Source organism: Nitratiruptor tergarcus DSM 16512 (genome assembly GCF_027946175.1).
Taxonomy (GTDB): domain Bacteria; phylum Campylobacterota; class Campylobacteria; order Campylobacterales; family Nitratiruptoraceae; genus Nitratiruptor; species Nitratiruptor tergarcus.
In genome coordinates, this window is sequence record NZ_AP026671.1 from 470094 (window position 1) to 483320 (window position 13227).

The window sequence follows — 13227 nt, forward strand, 5'->3', positions numbered from 1 at the left end:
TACAAAAGGACAATAATGCTTGGAGTAAGTATTCTCTATGGTCTCTATATTTTAATAAAAATTTATATATCAGTAATGCAGGCTGGGTTTGTCGCTAAAGCTAAAGATGGTAAGCCTGTTTTGATGATGCCGAGCAAATTTTTCAAAGCAGGGCGTTATGCCTTTAAAAAAGAAAAAATTGCCATAATAGAGAGTTTTGTGGAGTATATACTTTTTATTTTTTGGATGGGGTTTGGATTACGATGGCTCGATAATGTAATTGATATCGATGATCCACTTATAAAAAGTGTTGTATTTATTGATCTCTTTTTTGCAATCAACTACATTATTACACTACCATTTGATATTTATCAGAAATTTGTACTTGATGAGGAGTTTGGATTTAATAAATCTACTATTTCTCTTTTTATCAAAGATCAATTAAAAATAGCGCTTCTCTTTTTGATATTTGGATCTTTAATTATCTATATTGTAAGTTGGATAATAGCAAATGTTACAAACTGGTGGATCTGGGGATTTTTATTTATTTTTGGTGTTATTATTCTTGTCAATGCCCTCTATCCAACACTTATAGCACCAATGTTTAATAAATTTAAACCTTTGGAAGATGAAGAACTCAAAAAAGATATTGAAGAACTGATGCAAAAGAGTGGTTTTAAGGCAAATGGAGTATATGTTGTGGACTCAAGTAAACGCGATACGAGACTCAATGCTTATTTTGGGGGACTTGGTAAAACAAAAAGAGTAGTACTCTTTGATACTTTAGTAGAAAAACTTTCTAAAAATGAACTTCTTGCAGTTCTTGGTCATGAACTTGGCCATTTTAAGCATAAAGATATTTACAAAAATATTCTCATGATGGGTGTAATGTTCTTTGCTCTTTTTTATATATTTGCTAATTTACCAACATCCTTGTATCAACAAGCAGGTATTCCAGCAGATGCACCATATAGCATCATTGCTATGTTTTTGTTACTTAGTCCAGTATTTTTCTTTTTCTTTATGCCACTTATTAATTTTGTCAGTCGCAAAAACGAGTTTGCAGCAGATAGATATGGAAGTGAATTAGGAGGGAGAGGGAATTTACGGAATGCTTTGCTTAAACTTGTAGAAGAGAATAGTCACTTTCCTCTCTCACATCCACTCTATATCTTCTTTTACTATTCACATCCACCTATTTTAGAAAGGCTCAAAGCCTTAGGATTTGAAGAAGAGAGTGAAGCAAATGAGGCATTGAAAGAGGAGTGTAATCTTCCACATGAAAATTAGTGAAGCTTTAAAGCAAGCTAGAAATATGCTGCGAACCGTGGCGCAGCGTCCACTATTAGAAGCAGAACTGCTATTGGCACATTACTTGCAAAAGGAGAGGATCTATCTTCATGCGCATCCCGACGAGGAGGTGGATGAGGGATATTTTTCACTAATACAAAGAAGGGCTACTCATGAGCCTCTTGAATATATTATCGGAGAGGTTTCATTCTATTCAAAGAGGTTTTTTATCGAGCCAGGTGTATTGATACCAAGGCCAGAGACAGAACTACTCATAGATGAAGTTGCAAAAAGAATACAAGGTAAAGAGAGAGTTGCAGAGATCGGAGTAGGGAGCGGTATTATTAGTGCAATATTGAAAATGAAGTTTCCAAATTTAAAAATAGTTGCAACTGATATTAATAAAAAGGCTCTTGCGGTTGCACAGAAAAACTTTAAGAGGTACGGTGTTGATGTAAAACTTATTCATACATCTTTGCTCGATGGAGTAAATGAGGAATTTGATATTATTGTTTCCAACCCTCCCTATATCAAAAGAGGATTTCCTTTGGAAAAGGGGCTCTTTTATGAACCAGAGGAGGCTCTCTTTGGAGGAGAGAGAGGTGATGAGTTACTACAGCAAATAATTGATATATTTATAAAAAGTAGTGCTAAAATCATTGCTTGTGAGATGGGATATGATCAAAAAGAGGCAATTAGTTCATATCTTGAACAAAAGGGCTTTCAAGGAAGCTGTGAATTTTATAAAGACTTGGCGAAATTAGACAGAGGATTTGTATTACAAAAGGAAGAAGAATGAGAAGATGGATTGATATTGTTTATATGATAATTTTAGGTATTGGTTTAGGTTTAGTTTTGACTTTGGGAGCTTTGGTTGCACCAGTGATTTTTCATGCGAACGACTATTTAGGAACTCTGCTTCTTTCTCATTATCAAAAGGGACTATTAATGACAGCTATTTTTGTAAAAAGCAATTATGTTTTAAATTTTATTGCTGCTCTCATTATACTTCGTGAAGGGTATGGATATAAAAGTTTCGAAAGAGATAAGATTATTATCCCTGCAGCTGCCACAGCTGTTTTGATGATATTTTTATTTACATTGTACTATACTAAAGAGATTGTGGCTCTGCAGGCACTAGGAGAACAAGTAACGCAGAGTGAAACATTTATAAATATTCACAAAGCGAGTGAACTCGATTTTGGATTACTAGCACTCTCTTTAACACTTCTTCTTGGAAGAAGACTCTATCTTTATTGTAAAGGTTCATAAAAAGTGGATGAGATAATCCGTATTAGAGGACTAAAAAAGAGTTTTGGCACAAAAGAGGTACTCAAAGGGGTTGATCTTGATATTATAAAAGGAAAGACTACTGTCATTCTTGGGCTTTCTGGAAGTGGAAAATCGACTATTATCAAGCATATTGTACGACTACTCAAACCAGATAGTGGAGAGGTTTGGGTAGAGGGTGTTGATATGGCGAGGGCTGATGAAGATGAGGTGTATCGTATGCGTAAAAAAATAGGGTATCTTTTTCAAAGTGGTGCACTTTTTGATAGTATGAATGTGTATGAAAATGTAGCCTTTCCTCTGCATGAACATACAAATATGAGCGAGGAGCAAATTCAAAAGAAAGTACGAGAGCGTCTACGCACAGTTGGCCTCAACCCAGATGATGTTTTAGAACTCTATCCTGATGAGCTCAGTGGTGGGATGCGCAAAAGAGTTGGGCTAGCGCGATCTATTGTTTTAGATCCAGGGATTATATTATATGATGAGCCTACGAGCGGTCTGGACCCAATTACGAGTGATCTTATTACAAGACTCATTCGCAACACGCAGCAAGAACTGAATGTAACTTCTGTACTTATTAGTCATGATATCAAAGAGAGTTTTAAAGCAGGAGACTATTTTGCTTTTCTTTATGATGGAAAAATAATCGAGTATGGAGATAAAGAGCATTTCCAAAACTCTACTAACCCTTATGTAAGACAATTTTTAGATGGTAAGGCCGAAGGGCCTATCAAAATAGTGCGTTAAAAAGATTTTAATCCATCTGATTGCGTAAAAAGGTAGGAATATCGAGAATATCTTCATTCTCTTCGTATCCACCACTTACTTTTCTTTTGATTTGCATGGTATCTTGTAAAGGTCTAACAACTTTTACTGCTTCGTCCTCAGTAGCATTAGCCTCTTCAAATCCAGTAGCAATGAGAGTGATTTTTACTTGATCTGGGGCCATATTTTCATTCGTGGTAGTTCCAAAAATAACATGAGCATCTTCGTCAGCACTCTCATATACTACATCCATGGCTTCACCAATATCGACAAGAGGGTAATCTGGATGGATTGTAAAGTGTACAAGCACTCCCATGGCACCATTTATGGATACATTGTCAAGAAGAGGTGACTCTACAGCACTTTTTATAGCTTCATATGCAGAGTTTTCACCTTGTGCTTCACCAACACCCATAAGTGCTAAGCCTCTGTGACTCATAACAGTCTGTACATCAGCAAAATCAAGGTTTATATTATTTTCACCATAAGAGAGAATTACGCCGCTTATTCCACCTACAGCGCGGGATAAGACATCATCTACAATCTTGAAACTGTCTCTAATACCTAGCTTTTTATCAACAATAGAGAGAAGCTTCTCATTAGGTATAACAACTATGGAGTCACTCTCTTTTTTTAGTTCATGTATTCCCTCTTCAGCAAGTCTTGCTCTTCTTCTTCCTTCAAACTTGAATGGTTTTGTGACAACTGATATTGTGAGGGCGCCTATCTCTTGTGCTGCTTGTGCAATGACAGGAGCTGCTCCAGTCCCAGTACCGCCTCCCATTCCTGCAGATATGAAAACAATGTCAGCACCTTCCAATTTTTCTTTTATAAGGTCATAGCTTTCTAATGCCGCTTCTCGTCCAATTTCTGGTTTCATACCTGCGCCAAGTCCGCGGGTAGTCTTGTCTCCAAGTTGAATTTTAGTATGTGCTTTAGATGTACTGAGGGCTTGTGCGTCAGTATTGGCAACAATAAGTTCAATCCCATCGATACCTTCTTCTACCATATGTCCGATCATATTTCCGCCGCCGCCGCCAACGCCTACAGCTTTAATATTAGCTCCAGTTACTCTCTTTTTCTCTTCAATATTAAATGCGTCCATACCGCGTCCTTCCTCAAGCAATTCTTAAAATAGTTGCGTTAGCCATCTTGTGAACTTGGCCAAACTCTCTTTAATGGAGCTATTTTTCTCTTCAAAACTTTGCATGTTGGTAAGTTCATCGAGAATTTCGCTCTCTTCACCTTTTTGTAATGGCTCGATGCTCTTTTCAGTATCGGCAAAAAGTTGTTCGTTTTTATATCTAAGACGCTTATTTGAATCAATTTCATAGAGAGTATATTCTCCATTGCCATACAAAATGAGACCAATAAGCGTAGAGAAGCTAGGATTATCAAGACTTTCGTGAAGTGCAGGTAGTGTACGGGGTTTTGCAACACGTACAGGAAGGTGGTCAAAAATTGCAGAAGCAAGTTCACGAAGACCTTCGAGTTGAGTCATACCACCTGTAAGAACGACCCCAGCACCTAATTGCTCTTTGAGGCCACTCTTTTCAAGAGAGTTTGCAAGGATCATAAGTGTCTCTTCTACACGTGCATGGATAACATTGTAGACAATTTCGAGTGATACCTGATGCGTATTGTTTTCGTCTCCAATAACAGGAATCTCAATATAGTCATTTTTAGGCTCTTTGAGATTCCCATAATAGATCTTGATCTCTTCAGCTACTGATAAAGGGGTGTGCAGCGCCATTGAGAGGTCGTTTGTTATATGCATAGATCCAACAGCCAAAAAATCATTATATACAAGAGAGTTGCCACTATATATGACAAGATTGCACGTGCTTCCGCCAAGATCAATAACAGCTGCTCCGAGCTCTTTTTCGTCTTCATTGAGTACTGCTATTGCAGATGCATAACCACTTAGTACAATATTTTCTATATCGATGCCAGCTTGTTTTACAGCTTTTTTGAGATTGAAGATACTCGATTTAGGAGCAGTGATAATATGGGCATCTACTTCGAGTCTTGAAGCGTTCATACCTAATGGATCTTCTATAAAGTCTTGGTCATCCACGCGAAATCTATAGGGAAGCACATGTAAAACTTCATACTCATGAGGAATGTTTGCATTATAAAGAGCCGTTTGCATGACTCTATTAATTTCATCGAGTGATATCTCTTTGTTTGGAATATTAACGATTCCATTACTATTAGTGCTTTTTACGTAAGCACCTGAGAGTGCTACGATAGCTTTTGAGGGTGATGTACCAGCAATGCGATCTGCATCTTCATATGCTTTTTTAATGGACTTAGATGCGAGATCGATATTGGTAATAATTCCCTTTTTCAAACCCTGTGCAGGTGCAATTCCAGAGCCCGTAATTACAAGCTCACCATCTTTTTGCTCTGCAATTGCTGCACAGACTTTTGATGATCCGATATCAAGGGCGAGAATGGTTTTTGACACCCTATATTCCTTTATATACTTTTATTTCATAAAGCTTTTGCAGTATATTCAAAATTCTTTGTGACTCTAGAAGCTCTTTGAGCTTAATGGTATTATCGGTAATAAGGGCTCTGTTTTTATCTATTTTTTTTGGCATATGCAGTTTTTGATCTAAAATTCTATATAAGACCACTTTCTCATCACTCAATTGAACAAACCCTTCTCCCTCTTTTTGTGTGAAGAGTTTTTTAAGAAATGTAGCAGCTTCTGTGCTCTCTAAAGCTTTAATTTTATTTACATCGTCTCTGCAAATGAAACTATTTATTTCAATCCCTTTGAAAGTTTTAGCGAGTTTTTGTGCTGTTTCTATAAGTTTTTTGGAGCGTTGTTCTTTTTCAAAATCTTTTTGTACTAACGCTTTTGCCTCTTCAAAGCTCATTGGCTGTGGTAATTTTTTGTTATCTAATTTAATTATGAGATATTTTTCACCTATAATAATTGGCTTGAATACTTTACCACTTTGAGCTAGTTTAAGTTTTTCCATAAAAGTTGGGGGTAGTGTGGTATTTGTATCTGTAACTTCTATACTTTTTTGTGGTTTGATTTTTCCTTTTTTAAGAGTAATATATTTTTTGAGAGCCTCTTTTTTTGCAAGTTTCAATTTATAGTCACGCTCAACAAGCGGTTTTGCATCTTCAAATTTCATAATTTTTCCACTACTATCTTTGTATTGGATGCGATGTGCTTGATAATACTCTTGAAGTTTTGTGTCATCTATTGTGACATCTTGTGGCGTTACTTCAACTACTGCAAGTTTATAGTGTGTAGGTGTTTGGTAGTTGTCTTTATGTTCATTGTAGTAGTTTTTGAGCTCTTTTTGTGTATAACTTATATTGATATCGTTACTTGTAAGAGGTTTGTATGCAATTTTATCTCCCATAAAGAGTGCTGCACTTGCGGTATCAAACTCTAGTGGTAGAAGTTTTGGTTTGAATACAGCTTTAATCTTTTCTAAAAGAAGCTCTTTTTTTATGCTTTGCTCAAAATCTTTAGGGCGCATATGGTTTTGCTTGAGGACATTAATATAGAGCTCTTTTTCAAAGTGACCATCACGCTGAAATACTTGCATCGATGCTATTTTTTTAGCTACCTCTTCATCTGTTACCATAAGACCATGATCCTTAGCGTAATTGATGAGAAGTGCCTCTTTGATAAGTGCATCGAAAGCTGCTTTATCTATGCCCATCTCTTTTGCTTTTTGTTGATCAAGATTACCGCCTAGGAGTTTATTGTAGTAATTATAAAGCTGGGAGTATTTGTTTTGAAACTCTTTGATTGTTATTTTAGTATCACCAACTTCTACCATAGTGTCACCACTAGAGCCATACTTGTATGCCCCCCATCCAACAAATCCCGCTCCAACGAATGCTATTGTACTTATCCAAATCGTTATTACAAGATATTTTTTATGTTTTTGCATCCAGCTAATCATAAGCCAACCTTTGTATAATTTTGAGGAAATATTGTAGTTAAAAAGTGATTAATCCACAATAAAGGCCGTTTATGACCAACCAGGAGCTTATGCAAAGAGATCTCAAGCATATTTGGCATCCATGTACACAGATGAAAGATCATGAAGCAATTCCTATTATCCCCATCAAGCGAGCAAAAGGGGTGTATGTCTATGATTTTGAAGATAATCGCTACATTGATAGCATTAGTAGCTGGTGGGTCAATCTTTTTGGTCATAGTAATGAGTATATTAATACAAAAATCAATGAGCAGCTTCAACAGCTTGAACATGTCATTTTTGCGGGATTTACACATGAACAAATAGTAAAGCTCTCTGAGCGTCTCTGCCACTTTACTGGCTTGGAGAAATGCTTTTATGCTGATAATGGAAGTAGTGCAATTGAAGTAGCTTTAAAGATGAGCTTTCACTATTTTAAAAACAAAGGCGAGACAAGGCCGTATTTTGTCTCACTTACTAATAGCTACCATGGTGAGACACTTGGTGCTTTGTCGGTGGGGGATGTGGAGTTATACAAAGAAACTTACAAAGAGATAATGATCCATACACTGCAAACCCCCGTTCCAAAAGATAGAACCGAAGAAACAGCAATCCAAGCAGCTCAAGAGTTAGAAAAGCTTTTTGAGCAACGGCATAAAGAGATTAGTGCTTTTATTGTAGAGCCTTTGGTGCAGTGTGCAGGGTATATGCATATGTATCATCCACTGTTTTTAAAATTAGCAAAAGAGTTGTGTGAAAAGTATGATATATTTTTCATTGCCGATGAAATTGCAGTGGGGTTTGGAAGAACTGGAACACTCTTTGCTTGTGAGCAAGCCGGTATCAAGCCAGATTTTATGTGTCTGTCAAAAGGCCTTACAGGAGGGTATCTGCCGCTCTCAGTGGTGCTAACTTCAGATAGAGTATATGAGATGTTTTATTGTGATTACAACGAATATAAAGCCTTTTTACATTCACATAGTTATACAGGGAATGCTTTAGCATGTGCAGCAGCGAATGCAACGCTTGATATTTTTGAAAATGATGATGTAATTACTAAAAACCGTATAAAAATTGATTACATTGCACAAAAAATTGCTGCGTTTAGGGAGCTTCCTTGTGTGAAAGATGTACGCCAACGGGGTATGATAGCAGCCATAGAGTTGCAAGGATATAAGCCACAAGAGAGGATAGGGCTGCGCATTAATCAAGAAGCTCTCAAAAGAGGAGTTTTTGTCAGGCCACTTGGCAATGTGATTTACTTTATGCCTCCTTATGTGATAACTTTTGATGAGATTGATATGATGATAGATAGTGTTTATGATATAGTAAAGAGTCTATGATGCAATCTCCACATATTCCGGTGCTTTTAGATGAAGTAGTTGAAGTTTTTAAAGATACCCAGGGCTGGATTGTAGATGCCACGCTTGGCTATGCAGGCCACTCTTATGCCATTTTACAAAGTAATCCTCAAAACAAAATAGTTGGTATTGACAGGGATGAAGAGGCAATTGCATTTTCTACGAAACGTTTGCAGCCTTTTAGCAAGAGAGTAAAATTTGTACGAGGTGCATTTTCACAAAAAATTGAAGAGATTTTGCAAACAATGGAAATTAAAGGAGTTTTGGCCGATATTGGAGTCTCTTCATTGCAATTAGATAAAAAAGAGCGGGGGTTTAGCTTAGAGAGTGAAGTACTTGATATGCGTATGGATAAGAGCGCTGCACTGAGTGCGTATGAAGTTGTCAATACATATAGCCAAGAAGATCTCGCCAGGGTATTACAAGAGTATGGAGAGGTAAAAAATGCATGGAAAATTGCAGGAGAGGTTGTAAAACATAGACCAATAAAAAGCGCAAAAGAGCTCAAAACGCTCATAGAGCGTTTAGTTCCCCGTACAAAAAAGATCCATCCAGCTACGACAATCTTTCAAGCAATTCGCATCGAAGTTAACAAGGAGCTCGAGGAGTTAGAAGGTCTCTTAGATGCATTGGAAAAAGCAAAACCAAGAGGTGCAAAAGTTGCTATTATTACATTTCACTCTCTAGAAGATCGTTTAGTAAAAAATAGATTTAAAAAATGGGCGCAAAAATGTATCTGTCCTCCAGAGGCTTTACGTTGCGAGTGTGGAGGTGATAGAGCACTTGGTACAATATTGACAAAAAAACCGATAACAGCAACAAAAGAGGAGATAATGAAAAATCCTCGTAGTCGCAGTGCAAAGCTGCGTGTATTTAAGTTTAAGGAGTAGTATGGAAAAAGTAGAAAAAAAAGATCTTCTCGACTCCATTGATGAAATAAGTAGTAAAAAAGAGCTTGATGGCACTTTCTTTATTCTTGTTATACTCAGTGTAGTTCTCATCATAGCACTTATTTTTCCAAAAATCTATTTAAGCAATCAGATCTACTACAAAAGCCGCACTATCAATACACTTCTTGATAACTATGAAATTCTTAAAGAGGAAAATAGACTTTTGCGCCAACAACTCGAATATGAACGCTATAAAAATCAGGTTTTAGATACGATGTTTTAAGGAAATTGATGAGAAAATTTTTAGAGTTTGCTATTGAAAAAGCTGCGCTTAATCACATTTTTTTATTATTGATATTTATTCTTTCTATTTTTGCATATCAAAATGTTCCAAAAGAGATTTTTCCACCTATAACTTTGGATAAGATTTTTATTACTGGTGGGTATAGTGGGGCGAGTGCGCAGACACTTGACAAAATGGTCGTAGAAAATCTTGAAGATGAACTCAAAAATGTACAAAATCTCAGTGATATTGATGCGATTGTTAAAAATGGGCGTTTTACTATCATATCAGATATCAAAGAGGGGGCAGATAATCTCATAGTACTCAATGATGTAAAAGATAAGATTGCTAAAATAAAAAAAGATCTTCCTCCAGATATGGATGAGCCTACCGCTACAATTTTAAAAAAGAGTTTTCCTCTTGTGCTCATAGCAATTGCTACAAAAGAGGATACGAGAAAGCTTTTGGGAGTCGCAGATAAACTCAAAAGTGAACTCAGTTCCATCAAGGAATTAAGTGATATTGATATTAGAGGATGGAGAGAGGATGAATTACAAATTAAACTATTAAAGAAAAAAATAGATGCTTTGCATCTTAATACCACTCAAATTGCTGAACTCATTCAGCAAATTGCTACAATCTTTCCTATCGGCTCGATTCAGCAAAGAGGAGATCATTTCTTTCTTACCACAGAAAACGGGAAAAAGAGGGTAGAAGAGCTACGAAATCTCATTTTAAAAATAGGCTCTAAAAAGGTAAGGCTTGCAGATATTGCAAAAGTTGTGTTTACTTTGAGTGATCCGCAAATGCTCTCACACTTTAATGGCAAGCCAAATATTTCTATCAATGTAACTAAAACAAAAAATGGCAATGCAATAGAGCTTGTAAAAAAGATTAAGCAGATACTGCATACGTATGAAAAGGAGTATCCAGGATTTGAATTTAAAGTTTATACTGATACTTCTATCTGGATTCGCAATCGACTCAATACTGTAACATCCAATCTCTTCTTTGGTCTTATCTTAGTTTTTACAGCCTTGCTATTAACTGTGGATTGGCGAATAGCCATTGTTGTGGGAATGGGAATTCCTGTTAGCTTTATGATTGGGCTCATATCTTTAGAGTTTCTTGGTTATAGCCTCAATATGCTCTCACTCTTTGGAGCTCTTATTGCTTTGGGAATGCTTGTAGATGAAGCGATTGTTGTTGCTGAAAATATCTATAGGCATTTAGAAAATGGAGACGATCCAAAAACTGCTGCCATTAATGGGGCTTTGGAGATGTTTCCTGCAGTCCTTACTGCTACTTCGACAACGATCTTTGCATTTTTACCCCTTTTAATTATTAGTGGTGAAATGGGGGCTTTTATAAAAATACTCCCTGTGATTATCTCTATTTTACTTTTAAGTTCTTTATTTGAAGCATTCTATTTTTTGCCACTCCATGCTAAAGATTTTTTACGTGTGACAAAAAAGAGAGAAAGTAGTTCTTTTTGGCATAAGATTTATACATTCTATGCAAAAGTACTTGCATTTTTATTGCAAAAAAAATATCTCAGTCTCATATTTTTAGTAGGTGGTATTGTAATTGCAACAGTTGTAATGCTCAAGCAGACAAAGTTTCAACTCTTTCCTAGTTTTGATACTACGCAGATTTATATTACAGGTCGCGTGAATGTCAATAATGATGTAGAAGATACAGAAAAGATTTTGAAGCCTTTGGAGCAGGCCATTTTGCAAAGCGTGAAAAAAGATGAAGTCAGTTCCGTGACTGCAATTGTAGGGATGAAACTTGATGCGAAAAATAATGCACAAACAGGGGCAAATCTCTTTCATGTTTTTGTGAATCTCCATGAGCTCAAGCCCCAAAATTTTGTTGATAAATTTATAACCCCTATCTTTTCTATTGAGTATGACAGCTCGGATATGCTCCGTACTCGCAGTGCAAAAGAGATAGCTAAAGATCTGCAAAAACTAGTACAAAAGTTCAAGCATCCTCCTATTGAAGAGATTGCTGTAGTTGTTCCACAAGCTGGAATAGTAAAGAGTGACATAGAAATAAGCTTGGAGTATGAGCATCCAAAAGATGTTTTACAAGCTATCAAACTATTAGAAGAAGCTATGCAAAAAATTGATGGGGTTTATAATATAACAGATGATGCAAAAGAGGGTGAAAAAGAGCTCAAGCTCAAACTCAATGACTATGCAGCAAAGCTAGGAATTACAGAAGGGTATCTTGCAAAATATCTCCAAGCCTTATATCTTGATGCAGAAGTTGCAAAGATGTTTAAGTACAATAAGCTCATCTATGTGAAGCTGCAATCAATGAGCAAAGATGATTATTCGGCTTTTAAAGATCTCCTCATAGATGTTCCAAATAGTATGCAAAAAGTGCGTTTACAGGATATAGCGCAGTTTATAACAATCGAACACTTCTATGACATTATTAAAGAAAATGGTAAAAAGATTCGTACTGTATATGGATCTTTAGATAAAAAGAAGCTCACTTCTGCAGAGTTTTATGATCGCATTACCCCTGTTTTAGAGAAAATTCAAAAATTAGGTATTGGAGTAAAAATAAAAGGGGAGCAAAAAGAGAATAAAAAGTTGATGCGAGAGATTATTCGTGCATTTATTATTGCTGTCTTTTTGATTTTTGCTGCACTTGTCTGGATGTTTAATTCAGTTTTGTATTCGCTTATTGTTTTGAGTGTTATTCCTCTTTCTTTATTGGGAGTATTAATTGGAAATAAAATCTTAGGACTTAATCTGACAATGCCGGGACTCCTTGGTCTTGTGGGACTTGCTGGGGTTGTGGTAAATGATGGGCTTATTATGATTGATTTTATTAGAAAATGTACAAACTTAGAGTGTGTTATTAAAAGAGCAACCCTTCGTGTACGTCCGATACTGCTAACTTCCATCACAACTATTTTAGGACTAGCCACACTCATGTTTTTTGCAAGTGGACAAAGCCTCATACTCCAACCTATGGCTGTGACACTTGGATTTGGTATTGGTTGGGCTACAATAATTAATCTTTTGATAGTCCCATTACTCTTTGTTTTAGTAAAACGCATAAGGTAAAAATTTGCTATACTACACATTGCATAAAGGAGGGAGAAATGTATTTTGAAGATGATGATGTTTTAGGCGGGACACCAAAAAGTAGATTTTTAGATATTGTTTTTCATGCTAATCGCAACGTAGTTGAAGGAGAACTTGAAAACATTATGGAGTGGATGGCCGCATTAGAGCTTATTATAGAGCAAAAATGTGGGCTTGATGTAGAAAAAGAGGTACAGCAAGTTCTTTATGATGAGAGCAAAAAAAAGGAACTAGAAAATAAACTAAACTCTCTTTATATTGAATATATGGGGAAAATTTTGAGCCAAAGTGAATAAGGAA

At 36.2% G+C, this 13227-nt stretch carries 12 protein-coding genes; 9 read left to right on the forward strand and 3 right to left on the reverse strand.

Translation table 11 applies throughout. The features are described from left to right. The first annotated feature begins 15 nt into the window (after nucleotides 1-15). The 4 genes from NITER_RS02565 to NITER_RS02580 are packed head-to-tail and all read left to right on the forward strand — an operon-like array spanning nucleotide 16 to nucleotide 3309. Entirely contained in the window at nucleotides 16-1269 is a 1254-nt protein-coding gene (locus tag NITER_RS02565; RefSeq protein WP_084276085.1) for a M48 family metallopeptidase, read from the forward strand. Beyond that, nucleotides 1259-2068, forward strand: coding sequence for a peptide chain release factor N(5)-glutamine methyltransferase (gene prmC / locus NITER_RS02570; RefSeq protein ID WP_084276083.1), 810 nt, complete (start codon nucleotides 1259-1261; stop codon nucleotides 2066-2068). Before NITER_RS02565 ends, prmC begins: the two co-directional genes overlap by 11 nt. Next, nucleotides 2065-2541, forward strand: coding sequence for a DUF4149 domain-containing protein (locus NITER_RS02575; RefSeq protein ID WP_084276081.1), 477 nt, complete (start codon nucleotides 2065-2067; stop codon nucleotides 2539-2541). Before prmC ends, NITER_RS02575 begins: the two co-directional genes overlap by 4 nt. A 12-nt stretch (nucleotides 2542-2553) precedes the next feature. Beyond that, nucleotides 2554-3309 carry an ATP-binding cassette domain-containing protein gene (locus NITER_RS02580; protein ID WP_197685382.1) on the forward strand — a complete coding sequence of 252 codons (756 nt, stop codon included), beginning with the start codon at nucleotides 2554-2556 and terminating at the stop codon, nucleotides 3307-3309. Nucleotides 3310-3316: 7 nt separating this feature from the next. Here NITER_RS02580 and ftsZ read toward each other — a convergent pair whose 3' ends face one another. The 3 genes from ftsZ to NITER_RS02595 are packed head-to-tail and all read right to left on the reverse strand — an operon-like array spanning nucleotide 3317 to nucleotide 7268. Next, nucleotides 3317-4432, reverse strand: a complete 1116-nt coding sequence (gene ftsZ / locus NITER_RS02585) for a cell division protein FtsZ (protein ID WP_084276077.1) — start codon at nucleotides 4430-4432, stop codon at nucleotides 3317-3319. Nucleotides 4433-4456: 24 nt separating this feature from the next. Beyond that, a complete protein-coding gene (gene ftsA / locus NITER_RS02590; RefSeq protein WP_084276075.1) occupies nucleotides 4457-5797 on the reverse strand; it encodes a cell division protein FtsA in 1341 nt (446 codons plus the stop codon). Nucleotide 5798: 1 nt separating this feature from the next. Further along, nucleotides 5799-7268 carry a peptidylprolyl isomerase gene (locus tag NITER_RS02595; protein ID WP_084276073.1) on the reverse strand — a complete coding sequence of 490 codons (1470 nt, stop codon included), beginning with the start codon at nucleotides 7266-7268 and terminating at the stop codon, nucleotides 5799-5801. Nucleotides 7269-7339: 71 nt separating this feature from the next. On the opposite strand from NITER_RS02595, the gene NITER_RS02600 reads away from it, so the two are divergent. From NITER_RS02600 to NITER_RS02620, 5 genes are read left to right on the forward strand one after another with little or no spacing between them, the layout of a single operon-like run. After that, nucleotides 7340-8629: an adenosylmethionine--8-amino-7-oxononanoate transaminase gene (locus tag NITER_RS02600; RefSeq protein WP_084276071.1), complete on the forward strand. Its 1290-nt coding sequence runs from the start codon at nucleotides 7340-7342 to the stop codon at nucleotides 8627-8629. Beyond that, on the forward strand, nucleotides 8629-9537 hold the full coding sequence (gene rsmH, locus NITER_RS02605; protein WP_197685322.1) for a 16S rRNA (cytosine(1402)-N(4))-methyltransferase RsmH: 909 nt from the start codon (nucleotides 8629-8631) through the stop codon (nucleotides 9535-9537). Before NITER_RS02600 ends, rsmH begins: the two co-directional genes overlap by 1 nt. Before the next feature lies 1 nt (nucleotide 9538). Further along, nucleotides 9539-9820: a hypothetical protein gene (locus NITER_RS02610; RefSeq protein ID WP_084276066.1), complete on the forward strand. Its 282-nt coding sequence runs from the start codon at nucleotides 9539-9541 to the stop codon at nucleotides 9818-9820. An 8-nt stretch (nucleotides 9821-9828) separates the two neighbouring features. Next, entirely contained in the window at nucleotides 9829-12906 is a 3078-nt protein-coding gene (locus NITER_RS02615) for an efflux RND transporter permease subunit (RefSeq protein WP_084276064.1), read from the forward strand. A 38-nt stretch (nucleotides 12907-12944) separates the two neighbouring features. Continuing rightward, nucleotides 12945-13223, forward strand: a complete 279-nt coding sequence (locus tag NITER_RS02620; RefSeq protein ID WP_084276062.1) for a DUF2018 family protein — start codon at nucleotides 12945-12947, stop codon at nucleotides 13221-13223. The last annotated feature ends 4 nt before the right edge of the window (nucleotides 13224-13227 follow it).